The organism is Streptomyces sp. NPDC044719, assembly GCF_056433405.1.
In genome coordinates this window covers 960067-976215 of record NZ_JBWKHE010000002.1, presented here as the reverse complement: position 1 = coordinate 976215, position 16149 = coordinate 960067, and the positions used below count along the sequence as shown (strand labels likewise).

At 69.4% G+C, this 16149-nt stretch carries 12 protein-coding genes and 2 pseudogenes; 7 read left to right on the top strand and 7 right to left on the bottom strand.

Annotated features, from left to right (window positions below; all coding sequences use genetic code 11):
* Nucleotides 1-59 precede the first annotated feature (59 nt).
* A complete protein-coding gene (locus AC07DF_RS11230; protein ID WP_478969325.1) occupies nucleotides 60-1313 on the top strand; it encodes a sensor histidine kinase in 1254 nt (417 codons plus the stop codon).
* A complete protein-coding gene (locus AC07DF_RS11225) occupies nucleotides 1310-1987 on the top strand; it encodes a response regulator transcription factor (RefSeq protein ID WP_478969323.1) in 678 nt (225 codons plus the stop codon). Before AC07DF_RS11230 ends, AC07DF_RS11225 begins: the two co-directional genes overlap by 4 nt.
* Before the next feature lie 78 nt (nucleotides 1988-2065).
* Here AC07DF_RS11225 and AC07DF_RS11220 read toward each other — a convergent pair whose 3' ends face one another.
* Nucleotides 2066-2932, bottom strand: coding sequence for a helix-turn-helix transcriptional regulator (locus AC07DF_RS11220; protein WP_478969321.1), 867 nt, complete (start codon nucleotides 2930-2932; stop codon nucleotides 2066-2068).
* Nucleotides 2933-3080: 148 nt separating this feature from the next.
* Here AC07DF_RS11220 and AC07DF_RS11215 point away from each other — a divergent pair, with 148 nt between their 5' ends.
* A complete protein-coding gene (locus tag AC07DF_RS11215; protein WP_478969319.1) occupies nucleotides 3081-3995 on the top strand; it encodes an SDR family NAD(P)-dependent oxidoreductase in 915 nt (304 codons plus the stop codon).
* A gap of 600 nt (nucleotides 3996-4595) precedes the next feature.
* On the opposite strand, the pseudogene AC07DF_RS11210 reads toward AC07DF_RS11215, so the two are convergent.
* The 4 genes and pseudogenes from AC07DF_RS11210 to AC07DF_RS11195 form a co-directional block, all read right to left on the bottom strand.
* Nucleotides 4596-4761, bottom strand: a pseudogene (locus AC07DF_RS11210) (IS21-like element helper ATPase IstB); the annotation flags it as partial.
* A gap of 103 nt (nucleotides 4762-4864) precedes the next feature.
* On the bottom strand, nucleotides 4865-5698 hold the full coding sequence (locus AC07DF_RS11205; protein WP_478969317.1) for an NAD(P)H-binding protein: 834 nt from the start codon (nucleotides 5696-5698) through the stop codon (nucleotides 4865-4867).
* A gap of 649 nt (nucleotides 5699-6347) precedes the next feature.
* Nucleotides 6348-6719 (bottom strand): STAS domain-containing protein, encoded by a 372-nt coding sequence (locus tag AC07DF_RS11200; protein ID WP_478969315.1) that lies wholly within the window; start codon nucleotides 6717-6719, stop codon nucleotides 6348-6350.
* Complete coding sequence (locus AC07DF_RS11195; protein ID WP_478969514.1) at nucleotides 6716-7981, bottom strand: PP2C family protein-serine/threonine phosphatase; 1266 nt, start codon at nucleotides 7979-7981, stop codon at nucleotides 6716-6718. Before AC07DF_RS11195 ends, AC07DF_RS11200 begins: the two co-directional genes overlap by 4 nt.
* 835 nt (nucleotides 7982-8816) lie before the next feature.
* Between AC07DF_RS11195 and AC07DF_RS11190 the strand changes: the two genes are divergently transcribed.
* The 4 genes and pseudogenes from AC07DF_RS11190 to AC07DF_RS11175 form a co-directional block, all read left to right on the top strand.
* Nucleotides 8817-9323, top strand: a complete 507-nt coding sequence (locus AC07DF_RS11190; RefSeq protein WP_478969313.1) for an ATP-binding protein — start codon at nucleotides 8817-8819, stop codon at nucleotides 9321-9323.
* Between the two features lie 324 nt (nucleotides 9324-9647).
* Entirely contained in the window at nucleotides 9648-10625 is a 978-nt protein-coding gene (locus AC07DF_RS11185; protein ID WP_478969311.1) for a helix-turn-helix domain-containing protein, read from the top strand.
* 126 nt (nucleotides 10626-10751) lie between these two features.
* Nucleotides 10752-11198: a hypothetical protein gene (locus tag AC07DF_RS11180; RefSeq protein WP_478969309.1), complete on the top strand. Its 447-nt coding sequence runs from the start codon at nucleotides 10752-10754 to the stop codon at nucleotides 11196-11198.
* A gap of 430 nt (nucleotides 11199-11628) precedes the next feature.
* Nucleotides 11629-12321: pseudogene (locus AC07DF_RS11175) on the top strand (transposase); the annotation flags it as partial.
* 478 nt (nucleotides 12322-12799) lie between these two features.
* Here AC07DF_RS11175 and AC07DF_RS11170 read toward each other — a convergent pair.
* Nucleotides 12800-15112 carry an FdhF/YdeP family oxidoreductase gene (locus AC07DF_RS11170; protein ID WP_478969307.1) on the bottom strand — a complete coding sequence of 771 codons (2313 nt, stop codon included), beginning with the start codon at nucleotides 15110-15112 and terminating at the stop codon, nucleotides 12800-12802.
* A 36-nt stretch (nucleotides 15113-15148) separates the two neighbouring features.
* Nucleotides 15149-15769: an SRPBCC family protein gene (locus AC07DF_RS11165; protein ID WP_478969305.1), complete on the bottom strand. Its 621-nt coding sequence runs from the start codon at nucleotides 15767-15769 to the stop codon at nucleotides 15149-15151.
* Nucleotides 15770-16149: the final 380 nt, after the last annotated feature.

Below are 16149 nucleotides of genomic sequence, written 5' to 3'. Positions count from 1 at the left end.
CCTCGGCTTAGCCTGACCTGGTACGTGTCCTGGTGCGGTGGCGAGAGGGGAGCATGCGGATGAGATGGGGTCCGCCCCGACGGCTCATGGGCCTGACCGCCCGGCTCGGCCTGCGCCGTGGCACTGCCCGCACCCGCTTCACCGCCTTGTACGTGACTCTGTTCCTGCTGTCGGGAACGGCGCTGCTGGCCATCGCGGCCGTGGTGGCATCCGGCGGATCGCGCTCCAGCCAAACGGCCCCCGGCGGCGGCACCGATCAACCCGCCACGGCGGCACACGCCCAGGGCCGCATCGACGAGCTGGAGCAACAGCTGGCCCAGGCGCACGACACCCAGTCCCGGCAGATCCTCGTCGGCTCCGCCATCGCCCTCGGCGTCATGGCGGTGCTCTCGGTCGGGCTCGGCTGGTTCGTCGCCGGCCGGGTGCTGCGCCCGCTGCGCGTGATGACAGCGGCCACCCGCCGGATCACCGCCGACAGCCTCCACGAACGCCTGGCCATCGGCGGCCCCGGCGACGAGGTGAAGGACCTCGCCGACACCATCGACGACCTCCTCGGCCGCCTGGAGGGCTCCTTCGACGCCCAGCGGCTCTTCGTCGCCAACGCCTCCCACGAGCTGCGCACCCCGCTCACCACGATGCGGGCCTCCCTGGACGTGGCCCTCGCCAAGCCGGGCCCGGTACCCGAGACCACGGCCACGCTGGCCGCCCGGATGCGCGCCGAACTCGACCAGGTGGACCGGCTGCTGGAGAGCCTCCTCGTCCTGGCGCGCACCCAGCACGGCGAGTTCACCGACTCGGCGCGCCTCCCCCTCGGCCACCTCGCGCTGACCGCCCTCACCGGACGGGCAGAGGACATCGCGGCCAAGGGCCTGACCGTGCGTGAGAACCGGATCGACGACTCCGCGTGGGTGTGGGGCAGCCAGACACTGCTGCGCCGCGCGGTCGACAACGTGGTCGACAACGCGATCGCGCACAACGACCCCGAGGGCTGGATCAGTGTCGCGGTACAGGCCGAAGGAGACGACGCAGGCGCAGTGTCCCTCGTCATCGAGTCCAGCGGACCGGTCCTCGACCAGCGGCGGGTGGCAGACCTCACGCAGCCCTTCCGTCGCCTTGGCGCCGACCGGACCGGCACCGGCCAGGGCAGCGGCCTCGGCCTCTCCATCGTCGCGGCCATCACCCAGGCCCACCACGGCACCCTGGACCTGCGCGCCCGCCCCGACGGCGGCCTGCGCGTCACCATCACCCTCCCCCGTACGGACGGCAGGGCGACGGCGGAAGCCCCCGACACAGAGACGAGCGTGGCGCGTTGAGAGTCCTGATGGTCGAGGACGCCCGCACACTCGCCGAAGTCATCGCCGAGGGGCTGCGCGACCAGGGCATGGCCGTGGACGTGGCCCACGACGGGCTCGACGCCGCGGCCAAGCTGGACGTCAACGCGTACGACGTCGTCGTGCTCGACCGCGACCTGCCGGGCATCCACGGCGACACCCTCTGCCGGATGATCACCGAGGGAGACGGCCGCGTGATGGTCCTCATGCTGACCGCCGCCGACTCACCCGGGGACCGCGTCAGCGGACTGACCCTCGGCGCCGACGACTACCTCGCCAAGCCCTTCCACTTTCCCGAACTCGTCCTGCGCATCCGCGCCCTGGCCCGCCGCCGCCCCGCCGCCCGGTCCCGCACCCTGCGCACGGCGGGCATCGAACTCGACCCGATGCGCCGCACCGCCAGCCGCGACGGCCATCAACTCGACCTCTCCGTCAAGGAATTCGCGGTACTCGAAGCCCTCCTGAACGCGAGCCCCGCCTTCCTCAGCACGGAGGACCTCCTCGAACAGGTCTGGGACGAACACGCCGACCCGTTCACCAACACCGTCACAGTGACCATCAGCCGCCTGCGCCGCAAACTCGGCGACCCCCCGGTCATCGCCACCACACCCGGGGTGGGGTATCGGATCATCGACCCAGCCGTCCCACCCGACTGAGCAGCCGCCCGGCCGGGGCCGTGTCGGCGTCGACGGTTCGCCCCGGTCGACCTGGTGAAGCCTCCCAGCAGTCGCCGGTCAGGGGAGTGCGATGGCGCTATGGCCACCTGTTACGCGAAGAAGGTCCAGTTTCCCCGCGTCGCTGCTTCCGGTCGCTGCCGTGTAGGTGACCATGCGCAGGTCGGCGCCGGGGACGATGAGGACGTCGCAGTCGAGCTGGATGTCGCCGATCTCCGGATGTCGGATCGTCTTGCGGTCGCTGGTGTGTTGGGCGGCGGTCGTCTGCGTGGCCCAGTGATGAGCGAAGGCGTCGGACACAGCTCGCAGTTCGTGCACGAGACGATCGAGCTGGGCGTCCCTGGGGTAGCGAGACACCGCGTCCTTGAGGTCGGCGACGATCGACGCCTCGAAGACGTCTGGTCCGCGGTCGGATTGGACGGGCAGCATCGAGGCGTGTGCAACGCCGTTGCCGAAGAGCGCACGGGCGAGGTTCCGTTCGACGGGCGGGACGACGGAGGCGTCGCCGAACACGGCGCTCCACATGGTGTTCCACCGCACCAGGGTCCAGTCTGCGCTGAACACGCCGATCGGGACGTCGCCCAGACGCGCGGCGAGCCGTTGGATGCCCGCGGGCACGTGGGTGCTGACCGTCCCGTCCTGCGGCGGCAGGAGCCCGGCGCTTCGGTACAGCTGGTCGCGCTCGACGCGGGAGAGCTGAAGAGCCCGTGCGAGGGCGCAGACGACCTGGGCCGAGGGGTTCTTCGCGCGTCCCTGTTCCAGGCGGAGGACGTAGTCGACGGAAACGCCGGCCAGTTGCGCGAGCTCTTCGCGGCGCAGTCCCGGGGCACGACGGCCGTCCGTCACGGCGAAGCCGGCGTCGGCCGGAGAGAGACGGTCTCGCCAGGCGCGCACGAGGGCGCCGAAAGCGGAGCGGGAGGAAGCCATGAGGTCATTCTCGCCGCGCGGCCCAGGACGAGCATGGGTACTGCCAGTCCTAGTGACGGGGACGGCACTGGTTGGCGGTGGCGCGAGCGGCGAACGTGGACGTGTGTCCGAGCCGGACGCCATCGGCGAAGCAGTGAAGGAGCCTTCCATGAAGCACACCATCGTGATGACGGGCGCGAGCCGCGGGATCGGCCGTGTCGCCGCCGGGCAGCTCCTGCGCCGGTCGCCGGACGTGCACCTCCTTGTCGTCGCCCGCGGGTCCTCCGGCGCACAGCTCGCTGCGGAACTCGCTACGGGCGGGCACACGGTCTCGCACGTCTCAGCGGACCTCGGCTCGCTGGACAGCGTCCGCTCGGCCGCCACCGAGATCCGTGACCGGCTCGATCGCGGTGACCTCCCACCGCTGCGCGGCTTCGTGGGCAACGCGGGCATGCAGTACACGAACGCGCTCACCGAGACACCCGACGGGTTCGAGTCCACCTTCGCGGTCAACGTGCTCGCCAACCACCTGTTCGTTCGCCTGCTCCAGGACTGCTTCGCCGCTCCCGCCCGGATCGTGATCACCGGCAGCGACACCCACTTCGGCGACTTCAAGCACAACATGGGCATGGTGCCCGGCCCGGCCTGGAAGCCGCCGAACGTCCTCGCCCGCACCGGCGCCTTCCCCAACCCGCACACCGTGGTCGCCGGGCGCACTGCGTACTCGACGAGCAAGCTGGCGGCCATCTACCTTGTGCACGAGTACGCGCGCCGTCTTCCGGCCGGGATCGACGCCATCGCCTACAACCCGGGCTTCGTCCCTGGCACCGGCCTCGCCCGCAACGCCGACCCCGTCTCCCGGTTCGCGATGCGGCGCATCCTGCCGGTGATGACCCTCACCCCGTTCGCCACCAGCCGCAACGCCGCGGGCCGCTACCTCGCTGACGTCGTCCTCGGCACGCCCCGGGCGCCGACCGGTTCCTACGTCGACCGCAGCCGTGTGGACCGCTCGTCGGAGGAGTCCTACGATCCACGGCGTGAAGGCGAACTCTGGGATGCCGCCGAACGGTTGACCGCAGCGTGAGCAGCCAGGACGGATGCGCTCGCAGGTGAGTGGCGAGCGGGTTCACCCCGCCAGATCGACCAGTGACCGAATGGCCCGACTGAAAGCAGTGAACCCCACCTGCCCGGATCCGGAACTGCTGCAGCTCGCCTTCCTGGCGGACGTGCTGGACCGGATACCCGATCCCCCCGCCGGGTCCGAGGCCGCCGCTACCGTCTGGGCTCCCTGCTCGCGCTGTGCCTGGTCGCCGTCCTCGGCGCACCACGTGCCTCGCCGCCATCGCCCGCTTCGCCACGGATACCGACTGCGACCTGCGTGAACGGTTCGGGCTGACTGCCGGCACACCGAACGCCTCCACGTTGGGACGGCTCTTGGGCCGCCTGGACGGCGACGCCCGGGACGACGCGGTGGGCGCCTGGCCCGCCCGGTACACCGCCGACCCGGTCGACGAAGCGGGCGACAGGCTGATCGGCCTGGCTGTCGATGGCAAGACCGTGCGCGGCTACGGTGACGACCTCGGCGCCGTGCACTGCTCGCCGCCGCGCCACGCCTGCCAGACCGTGATCGCCCAGCGCCAGATCACCGCGAAGAGCAACGAGATACCCGCCTTCGCCCCGCTGCTGGCCAGGCTCTTGTCCCTGGGGAAGGAGGCGGCCTTGATCCGGCGCTCGAAACGCCGGCGGGCCCGGTCGTCGCACTCGGCCATCAGCAGTTCGGCGAGAAAGGCTCGATATGGCATCTGGTCACGGGCGGCGCCTTCGGCGAGGTCGGCGAACTGCTGGCGGATCATCATCGATACAGGCACGGACTCCTACCGTCTCGCCCAGACCAAAGCCCGCGCCGAGAAGGCCGCCACACTCTGACCCGCAATCCTGACCGGCCAGGTGTCCTCAACGGAAGAGGTCGGCATTCTCCGCAGCCCACTGCCGGAACGATCTGGCCGGGGAGCCGGTGACCTGTGAAACCGTGTCGCGCACCACCAGCAGTTCGTCGTTGACGTCTCCGCCCGTGACGTCGAGCACCGCGTCCGCGGCCTCGTCCCCGAAGACCGCGGCCATCTGGGCGTGAGCCTCCTGCCGACTGATCTCGACGAAGGGAACATTCCGCCCGATTGCTGCCGCTATGGCCTCGACCTGCTGACGGGCGGTCACCGGCTCCGGACCGGTCAGGGCATACGTCCGCTCCTTGTGGCCGGGCTCGGTCAGCGCCACCCGCGCCACGGATGCGATGTCCGCGGGGTGGATCGTGGGCAGCCCGGTGTCCGCATACGGCGCGCGGACCGTTTCATGGTCGCGGATCGACGCCGCCCACATCAGAGCATTCGAGGCGAATTGTGTCGGCCGCAGGATCGTCCAGGCCAAGCCACTGTCCTGGAGCAGGTGCTCGACCGCACGATTCTCGTCGGCGGGGCCCAGGTGCGGATGAGTCTGGACCGTGATGGACGACACCAGCACCACATGCTCCACACCCGCCAGCCGGGCGGCCTCGACAATCTCGGCATCCGGACCCAGACGCGACACGAGGAACAGCGAGCGCACCCCATCCAGAGCGGGCTTCAACGATTCCGGCTCCGCCAAGTTGCCCTCAACGGCCTCGACCCCTTCGGGGAACGTGGCCCGTGAAGCGTCACGGGTGAGACCTCTTAACGGCCCCACATCACATGCGTGCAACTCCCTCATCAGCGCACTTCCTATGTTTCCGGTGGCTCCGGTCACGAGGATCACGGGCACGTTCTCCTGTCGTCAGATGATCAACCTGAGGAGAACGCTAAAAGCTCAATCGCACTTCAGGTCAAGGAGACTCCTGGCAGCGGGAAGGGCCAGGAACACGCAGGGGCACCCCCCGCGCGAAGGGCCGGGGACTGCTCTCCAACGGTCTACCGCTGCCCTTGCCGCACGTGACATGCGATAACCGGCACATGGATGCAGGAAACAAGCAGACATGACCATTAGCACACGTATCGAACCCGGCCGTCCCGTCGCCACACCGATCAACGTCTTCACCGCGGTCCGGGGCACGCAGCCAAGATCGTGACCGATGTCCAGCCTCGGCTCTTCCGCGTCATTACCTCCCACTCCCCCGCATGACTTCCACAACCTACGCGGCAGGGCCAGTTCATGGCACAGCCAGCTGCTCACCCGGCGCGCAGCCGCACCAGGACGGAGAAACCGGCCGTGTGAGTCAGAAGCGGGGCGCGGACCACCGACCCGACGCACCCTCGTATCCCTTGACCCAGGACATAGGGGCACCCCCCTCGCAGCTCGAACGTGACGAGCTGTAGGGCGGCACCTCGAGGCGCCCGTGTCTTGGGAAGGTCGTTTCCGGGCGGGCCGTGGTGAGGTGCCGGGCCGGGGATGGCCTGGGCAAGGGCGGTCAGGCCGTGGGCGGAGTGCCAGGAGGGGGGTGTGCCTGCCAGGCTTCGGTCAGGCTGCCATAGATGGCGAACACGCTTTCGGCGCCGGTGATGCTGAGCAGGCGCATCATCTGCCGTGGCGGTGCGGCCAGGATCAGCAGGCCGCCGGCGTCCTGGGCGCGGCGGCGCAGGAGGATGAGGGTGTTGAGGCCGGAGGAGTCACAGAACGTGACACCGGTCAGATCCAGGATCACGGTGCGGTGATCGCTGAGGACCTCGCCCACGGCGCCTTTCAGGACGGAGACGGTGGCCAGGTCCATGTCCCCGGTCACCGTGAGGGCACTGGTCTGGCCGCGGGTGTCGGCCGTGTCGATGCGCAGGACGGAGTTCATCGCGGGTTGCTCCCGTCCTTCCTTGTGCCGGCTGAGATGGGTGGTGGATCACTGGCCGGCAGTCCGGTCAGGGCTGCTGCCGGCGCGGTGTGATCGACGGCAGGGCCCAGCCATTCGCACATCAGTATGGTGGCGTCGTCCTGGAGGTGGCCGTCGTGGTAGTCCATGACGGCCCGGATGAGGCGGCGCAGGGTTTCCGGGACGGGCAGGTCGTCGGCGTGGTGGCGGATGAGGAAGTCGGTGAAGCGTTCGATGCCGAACTCGGTGTCGTCGGCGCTCCGCGCTTCGGTGATGCCGTCGGTGTAGAGAACGATGCGGTCGCCCGGTTGCAGCTGTTCGCAGCAGACGGTGCTGGGCAGTCCCAGGTCGGTGCCCATGGGATGGGCCGGCGGACACTTGAGGTGGCTGCTCCAGCGGTTCGCACGGATGATGATCGGAGGCTGGTGGCCGCGGTTGACCCAGCTCAGCACGCCGGTGCGGGTGTCGAGGGTGGCGAGGATGCCGGTGACGTAGCGGCGCTGGCCGTACTGGTCGATCAGGGCGGCTTCCACGGCCTCTGCCTTGGCGACGAGGTCGGCGCCCTGGCGGCGGGCGTTGCGGCAGGCCCCCAGGGCCAGGGCTCCGCACAGCCCCGCTGCGTTGTCGTGGCCCATCGCGTCGAAGATCGTCAGATGCACCAGGGGGCCGTCGAGGGCGTACTCGTACACGTCGCCGCTGATCCGGTAGGCCGGCTCCAGCGACGCCGAGATCACGATGCGCCCGTCGGCATAGGTGCTCGGCGGCATCAGGTTCCACGCCATCTCGGCCCCGATGTTCAGCGGCTCGGTCCGCGTCAGCCGGGCGAGTGTGTCACTTGAGGTCCGTTTGGCGACGATCAGCAGCGCCAGGAGCGCGGCGAGGCGGTCGGCGTCCTCGCGGGCACGGGCATCGTCGTACACGGAGCGCACGCGCAGCACTCCGACGCGCTCGGTGCCGTCCACGATCGGAAGCCACCAATCGATGCCGGCCGCCTCCTTCAGGGAGGAGGCGAGCCGGCCGTACTGGAAGGCCCGGCCGGGGGTGGTGCCCTCGATCCGGATGTCTCTTGCGGTGTCCGAAGGGACTTCGTTCGGCCCGGGCAGCAGGTGCAGCTCTCGGCGCTCCAGGTCCGTCACGTAGATGAGCAGGTCGGTGAAACCCCCGATCCGGGCAAACTCGCTGGCCTTCTGCGGCAACACGTCGAGGGGCATCAGGTGACTGGCGTCCAGCAGACCGGCGAGCATCGCCCGTCCACTCGCCTCTCGCTCCACATCCACGCCCTTCCTCCCTGCTTCTGCCGAAATTGCCGAGTTCCCCTTCGTGGCGGTTATCCACTGCGGCTGGCCGCGCCAAGGGCAATCGTTGTGGTCGAGGAGGAGCTTGTGCCGCATGTGGCGCCAGCGACGGTGGACATCCGACGGCGTGGTCCGGCGGGTCGCGCTCCAACGCTGACCGGGCGGGTGGCCTGACATGCTCCCGGCCAGGTCATCACCCACGGGTGTAAGGGGAAAAGGCCGCGGGGCCGCTCCCCTGCCCTGGTCAGGCTGAGACGTGTGGCGCTGCTGGTCGGCGCAGCTGATCGCGGAGGTCGACTGCTCTGGCTGCTGCCCGGCGGCTTCGTCCGGTTCGGCCGCGTGCCCGGAGCTGTTCAGCGAGCGGTGAGCAGGACGACAACGCACACCGTCCGCGCGGTCAGCAGACCGACGGCATGCTGGGCCGGACTCCACGCCGGGCACGGTGCTCTCCTCCGCTCTGTCAGCGGACGGTCTCTCACTCGTCGTCGGTGAACTCCCGCCCCGCGCGGCTCGCGGGACCAGTCTGCCCAGGGTGGAGGCGATCTGTTCCTGCCCGGTTGGGGCTGGTAAAGCCGATGTCTGCCAGGGCACGCCGCGCTGAACTCACTGATGACGCCCGTTCGCCGACCACGACCAGACGGCCACGAGGACGAGAAGTGCAAGGCAGCGGGGCGGGTAAGAGACGTCGTCCCCGTATGTGTGGTCCGCGGCCGGGTAAGCGGTCGGAGAGCTCCACCTCAATCCAGCAAACGACAACGAAAGATCCCGTATGGTCATCCCGCTTATGAAGCAGGCGGATGAGCAGGGCAGGGACGAGCACGCCGCATTGCGCTTCAGCGCTGAATGGGCCGAAGGCGCCGTCCGCGCGGCCGAGGCGCGTCTCGCCCTGAGCGCCTTCCTCAGCCATGCCCCGCACACCGGCCTCGCGCCCCTACCGCCCTCTTTGCTCCTGGACGCCGAACTCGTCGTCAGCGAACTCGTCACCAACGCCGCCCGGCACGCACCCGGCCCCTGCGGGATGAACCTGCACTGGACACACGACGAACTGGCCATCACCGTTTGGGACGCCTCACCCCGCAGGCCGGTGATGAAAGCAAGCGATCCGAACCGCATCGGGGGCCACGGAATGCACGTGGTGCACAGGGTCAGCCACACCGTCGACGTCGCCCTGCGCACCGAGGGCAAACACATCACCGCCTGCCTGCGCCCGGCCCCCCGACGGTGGAAACGAGGCGCCCGGAAGGAGGTCCTCTTCACGTCCCATTCGAACGATCCACAGCGCTCGCCCTGAGCGCCCCGAAACATCCCCGCACTCACCGGGCACCCTCGGCCTCGATGCAAGCCGTCCGAGCCGGGCAGAGCTGGCCTTGTCCTGTGACACCGAGTCGGGCGCGACCACGGCGGCGAATCCGCCGGCAACCACCACGAGTGTCAGGGCGGGGATGCCGCTCCACCCGCACGTTCGCCACTCGACCACACGGTCGCTTCGGCGGCGAGGCCTGGCCGGGCTGCCCCGGACGGGGATCGCCTCGCGGGCGCATGCGTACTCCTGCGATGTCCGCATCGAGCAAGGTGCACACTTTCAGGAACCTGTGAAGCGGCCGAGGAGCGAACCATGCTGCCCGAGAGGGTGTTCCGGAGTGAAGAGCTGCCGCCGGAGGACCGGTTCGACTGCTGGCGCGAACTGGTCGGGCGGACACACGCACCCCTTCAGCTGCGCAGTGAGCACTGGTCAGGGTTCCGGGCTTCGCAGCGTGTACTGGACCTCGGCGCCGTGTCGGTGTGGCCGACGACATTCGAGCCGGTGTGCTTCCGGCGGACACCGAAACTCATCCGGCAGTCCGATCCGGAGGGCCTGCACCTGTCTCTGCCCCTGAGCGGGGCGCTGCGTGCCGTCCGGGGCGAGAAGGAGACGGTTCACGGCCCGGACAGCCTGTGTGTGATCGACACCTCACGGCCCGTCGACGTCCACGCAGGCGACGACGCAAAGCCACACGCGGGAGTAGGGGTGGAGGTCCCCAAGGCACTGTTGTCGCTGCCCCGCAGCCGGCTCGACCAGGTGGCTGGGCTGCGGCTGACAACGCAAGACGGGTTCGGCGCTCTGCTGGCACAACTGCTTACCCAACTCTCGCAGAAGAACCATGCCTACGCGCCGGACGACGGGCCCCGGCTCGGGACCGTGGTGATCGACCTGCTGTCCGCCCTGTTCGCCAACGCGCTGGACGCCAGCGACTCGCTCTCGCCAGAAACCCACCGGCAGACCCTCATCCTGCGCATCCGCGCCTTCGTCCAGCAGCATCTTCATGACTCACGCCTGACACCCCGCACCATCGCCGCTGAACATCACATCTCCCGCAGCTACCTGTACCGCCTCTTTCAGGACGAGGAAGAGACGGTCGCCGCCTGGATCCGCCGCCAGCGACTGGAACACGCCCGCCGTGACCTCGCGGAGCCCGCCATGCGATCCACCCCGGTCCACGCCATCGCGGCCCGCTGGGGCTTCTCCCGCGCCCCTGAGTTCACCCGCGCGTTCCGTACGGCCTACGGCATGTCGCCCACGGAGTACCGAGCTACGGCCGCCTCCTCGCGCTGAGGCCCACGCGCAGGAGTGGACGCATCCCGAAGAGGTGTGGACTCCACGCCAAGGACACCCCGCAGGGCTCCGGGCAGGCTGGAGGAAACATCGCTGGACAACGGAGGGTTGACGATGAAGACAATCATGAGCCGTTCCCGCACAACGCTGGTGACGCTCACCGTCACCGGTGCCGCCGCGACTCTGCTTGCAGGACCGGCGGCCCCCGACGCTTCGGCCGCGGGCGGCTACAGCTGCTCCGTGCTCACGGGCACCCACTGGGCCGGAAGCGGCAGCGCGACCTGGACCTGGGTCGGCCGCAACACCGTCAACCCGGTCACCTTCACCATCACCGACAAAAGGGCGGACGGGCACGCCGTCGGTGCCCGTCTGGTGACCGTGCGCCGTGACGACTCGACCCGCTACTGGCCCTGGAAGGTGAACGCCTCGGGCAGCGGCAAGACCAACGAGTTCGGCACCCACGCCACCGACTCCGGCGGCATCAAGGGTGCCCGGATCGAGGTAGCTGTTCTGGAGGGCGGTCGGGCCCTGGATTCCTGCGCCACCCCGTACACCAAGAACCCGCGCTCCTGACTCCGTCGCCGCTCGCCAGGTGGTACGCCGGCATCAGTACGGCGGCGACTCCGAGGGTCCGCCGCGGAATCGAGGGCGTCGCCGTGTGCATCCCGAGCACTCCACGGCCCACTCAGAACCACCAGTTCGACATCAGTGACGAGGACGGCTCCGCCGGCACCGGTCTGGCGCAGTTTCGCCGGCGCGGACGAGGGCTGTCTGCGTGTCGAACAGTGGGGCGGGAGGCTCGGTCTGCGGCGGCCGGGGGCTGAGGAGTCATGGCTGGGCCTCCGGCTCCGCCGGGTGCAGTCCAGCGTGGCGGTTTTGAGCGACTTCCCCGTAGCCGCCGGTCTCATCCACGTCGCGTGCCACCCCTCTGGAGATCCCTCGCCACCGCCACCGGTATGGGCATCGGTCAGGAGGTCGAGCAGGGGGGCCACGATGGACTGGCTGCGTGCTCGTCCTCCTCGGCGTGCGCGCCGACGGCAGCAGGGAGCTGGTCGCGCTTAAGAACGGCTGTCGCGAGTCGGGCGAGTCCTGGGCGGACCTGCTGCGCGACTACGCCCGCCGGGGATGCGTGCCCCAGTCCTGGCGGTCGGCGACGGCGCGCTCGGCTTCTGAAGGCCCTGGCCGCAGTCTTCCCCGCCTCCCGGCATCTGAGGTGCTGGGTTCACAAAACGGCCAACGTGCTCAACGCTTTGCCGAAGTCGACCCAGTCCGGCGCCCGCAAGGCGCTTCAAGACATCTACAACACCGAGGTCCGCGGCCTCGCGGCCAAAGCGTTCAAGACGTTCGCCCAGCTCTACGGCGCGAAGTTCCCCCAAGGCGGTCAAGAAGATCACCGACGACGAGGCAGAGCTGCTGAGCTGCTGGCCTTCTACGACTTTCCCGCCGAACACTGGATCCACCTGCGGACGACCAGCCCGATCGAGTCCACGTTCGTCACCGCCCGCCTTCGCACCAAGGTCCCTCGCGGCGCCGGCTCCCCGCACCGCCGCCCTGGCCATGGTCTTCAAGCTTGTCGAGTCCGCCCAGCAGCGGTGGCGAGCCGTGAATGCACCCCCCTCTCGTCGCCCTCGTCCGAGCCGGTGCCCGCTTCGAACGCGGCCAACCGGTTGAGCGCCCCGCCACCGTCGCGGCATAGGGAGCCCCAACGGGCGGATCGAAATCCAGCCCAACCCGATCCCCGGCGACGACGGCGGAGACAGCCTCTATGCTCCAGAACACCCGACGGCCCAGGTGCTGTTGCTCACCAGCACGCTGGCCTTGGACCCCGGCCTGCAGGCCCGCCCGGAGCATTTGGACCGATGCCAACCCTCATGCAACCTTCGAGGGATGGGCATCCGACACATCACAGCGGTGTGCCCTGGTGTGGTGGTGACCAGGGAAACCACGCCGGCGTCCGCGAGATCGAGCACACCGTCGAGTACCTCGACCCGTCGGTTCCTGCCACAGCTTCATGACACCTTGGCAAGCTGGTCCCCCAGTTGCGCGGGCAGGAGTTCACCGACGACGAGCGGCAGTCTGATGTCATGGTCCTGCAGCCGCTCCGATACCAGGTCCACGCCGAACACCCCGACGGGGCCCGATGTCGTCGGGCCCCGTCGGGATCGTGCCGCAGGTCAGGCGGGGGTGGGCTGTGTTCGGTCGAGGGTGGGTTCGAGGCGCACGACGATGCCCTTCGACGTGGGCTGGTTGCTGATGTCGGCGACGCTGTCCAGCGGCACCAGGACGTTCGTCTCCGGGTAGTAGGCGGCGGCCGAGCCCTTGGCGGCCTGGTAGGGAACGACCTCGAAGTTTTCGGCCCGGCGCTCGGTGCCGTCCGCCCAGACGCTCACCAGGTCGACGCGATCTCCCTGAGCGAGACCGAGTTCGGTCAGGTCGACCGGGTTGACGAGGACGACGTGGCGGCTGCCGTGGATGCCGCGGTAGCGGTCGTTGTTGGTGTAGGGGACGGTGTTCCACTGGTCGTGCGAGCGCAGCGTCTGAAGCAGCAGATGGCCCTCGGGTGCCCGGGGGACCACGCGCTCGTTACAGGTGAACAGGGCCTTGCCGACCTTGTTGTTGAAGACGCCCTCGTTCACCGGGTTGGGCAGTTGGAAGCCCCCGGGGCGGGTCACCCGCGCGTTGAAGTCGTGGAAGCCCGGCACGATGCGGGAGATGCGGTCGCGGATGGTGCCGTAGTCGCCTTCGAACGTGTCCCAGGGGATGTCCGCCTTGCCGTCCACGGTGCGGCGGGCGAGCCGGGACAGGATGGCGACTTCGCTGAGCAGCAGCGGGGAGGCCGGTTCGAGGCGGCCCTGGGAGGTGTGCACCTCGCTCATGGAGTTCTCGACGGTGACGAACTGCTCGCCGTCGGCCTGCATGTCACGCTCGGTGCGCCCCAGAGTCGGCAGGATCAGCGCGGTGTCGCCGCAGACGGTGTGCGAGCGGTTGAGCTTGGTGGAGATGTGGGCGGTCAGCCGGCATGAGCGCATCGCCTCCTCGGTGGCCTTGCTGTCGGGAGCGGCGCGGACGAAGTTGCCGGCCAGGGCGAGGAAGACCTTGACGCGACCCTCGCGCATCGCCTTGATCGAGTCCACCGAGTCCAGTCCGTGCGGGCGCGGCGGGTCGAAGCCGAACTCCTTCTGCAGGGCGTCGAGGAAGGTGTCCGGCATCTGCTCCCAGATTCCCATCGTGCGGTCGCCCTGGACGTTGCTGTGGCCGCGTACCGGGCAGGCGCCGGTACCGGCGCGCCCCAGGTTGCCGCGCAGCATCAGGAAGTTGACGATCTCCCGGACGGTGGGCACGCCGTGCTTGTGCTGGGTGATGCCCATCGCCCAGCAGACGATGACCCGTTCGCTGTTCAAAACCTCGTCGCGGACCTTCTCGATCTCCGCACGGGTCAGCCCGGTCGCCGTGCGCACGTCGTCCCAGTCGACGGTGCGGACGTGCCGGGCGAACTCCTCGAAGCCGGTGGTGTGGGCGTCGATGAAGTCGTGGTCCAGGACGGTGCCGGGCGCCGCGTCCTCGGCCTCCAGCAGAAGGAGGTTGAGGGCCTGGAACAGGGCGAGGTCGCCGCCGGGCTTGATGTGCAGGAAGCGGTCGGCGATCTGGGTGCCGCGTCCGAGGACCCCGCTCGGCTTCTGCGGGTTCTTGAAGCGCCGCAGACCGGCCTCGGGCAGCGGGTTGACCGCCACGATCCGGGCGCCGTTGTGCTTGGCCTCCTCCAGGGCGCTGAGCTGGCGTGGGTGGTTGCTGCCCGGGTTCTGGCCGACCAGGAAGATCAGGTCGGCGTGGTGGAGGTCGGTGAGGCTGACGGTGCCCTTGCCGGTGCCCAGGGTCTCGCTCAGGGCGAAGCCGCTGGACTCGTGGCACATGTTGCTGCAGTCGGGCAGGTTGTTGGTGCCGAAGGCGCGGGCGAAGAGCTGCAGGACGAAGGCGGCCTCGTTGCTGGCGCGGCCGGAGGTGTAGAAGACGGCCTCGTCGGGGGAGTCCAGCGCTTTCAGTTCCTGCGTGAGGACGCCCAGGGCGTCGTTCCAGCTGATGGGTTCGTAGTGCTCGGAGCCGGGCCGCTTGATCATCGGCTCGGTGAGCCGGCCCTGCTGGTTGAGCCACATGTCGGAGCGGCCGGCGAGGTCCGAGACGCTGTGCTCACGGAAGAAGTCGGCCGTGACCCGGCGCGTGGTGGCCTCGTCGTTGATGTGCTTGGCGCCGTTCTCGCAGTACTCGTTGCGATGGCGGCGGCCCGGGGCCGGGTCCGCCCATGCGCAGCCGGGGCAGTCGACACCACCCACCTGGTTCATGGTCAGCAGGTCCACCCCGGTGTTGCGCGGGGATGTCTGCTCCAGGGAGTACTCCAGCGCGTGCACGACCGCGGGGACTCCGGCCGCCCACTTCTTCGGCGGTGTGACGGAGAGGGTGGTCTCCGGCTCCTCGCCGGGCGGGTTCTGCATCGGTTCGCCTTTCTCTTTCCGTGTCCGGCACGCCGGTCAGCCGACAGGCCACTGGGCCACGCGGCTCCTGGGCGGTTCCGGACGGTCGTGCTGCACGCGGCCGTTGCGGATGGTGCCGCGCCAAGCACCGCCCTCCTGCCCCAGTCCCTCGATGAACTGCTTGAAGTTCACGAGTTCGCCCCGCACCAGCCGGGCCGTCAGCCGGGCTGCCCTGGACGAGCGGGTGAGGATCCGTGCGGCTCCACGCGGTTCCAGGAGCATCCGGACAGTGATCGCGGTGCCGCCGGACTCCGTCGGCCTGAACTCGACCTCGCCCTGGTGGGAGGGTTTCTGCTCCAGACCGCGCCAGGCCAGGTAGGCGTCGGGGTCCTGCTCGAGAATCTCGACCGCGAAGCGGCGGCGCAGGGGCCCGTAGCCGATGGTCCAGGCGACCACGGTGGGCCTGATCTGCTCGACGCCGTGCACCACGGTCGAAAAGCGCGGGAAGGTCTTGAACTGCGTCCACTGGTTGTACGCCGTCCGTACCGGCACCGCGACCTCGACCGTCTCCTCGACGTGCCGCTCCCGCAGCCGACGGCGGCGCGTGACGCCGTCGCCGTCGGTGCGCATCCCCGGCGTGTTCCGTACGGCCTGCTGGGCGTCGTCTTCGTGCGCCATCGTGGTCTCTCTTCAGATGAGGGAGCCGGGCGTCCGGCCCTCCGGCCTGCCCTCGAGCGTCAGGGCTCCTCTTCCGGTTCCCACATCGTGCACTTCGAGTCTCCCCGGCACCCCGTGTCCCGCGCAATCCCGGCCACGAGAAAGGCAGGCCGGTCACGGGGCGACGACCCGGCCGGGCGGCACGATGCGTGGACGAGCCGAGGTCGGTCTGACCGGCGTGAGCCAGTGCCAGGCACTGCCATCCCGAGCCGGACGGGGCTCCTCGGCCTCCAAGAAACGTCGCGACGGGGGACCCACAGCCGGTCACCGGGCCTCTGGCGCCTCCCACACTGGGCGACAACCGCCGAGGCGTGCCCCAGACTCGAAGAGAGACCTCCGGT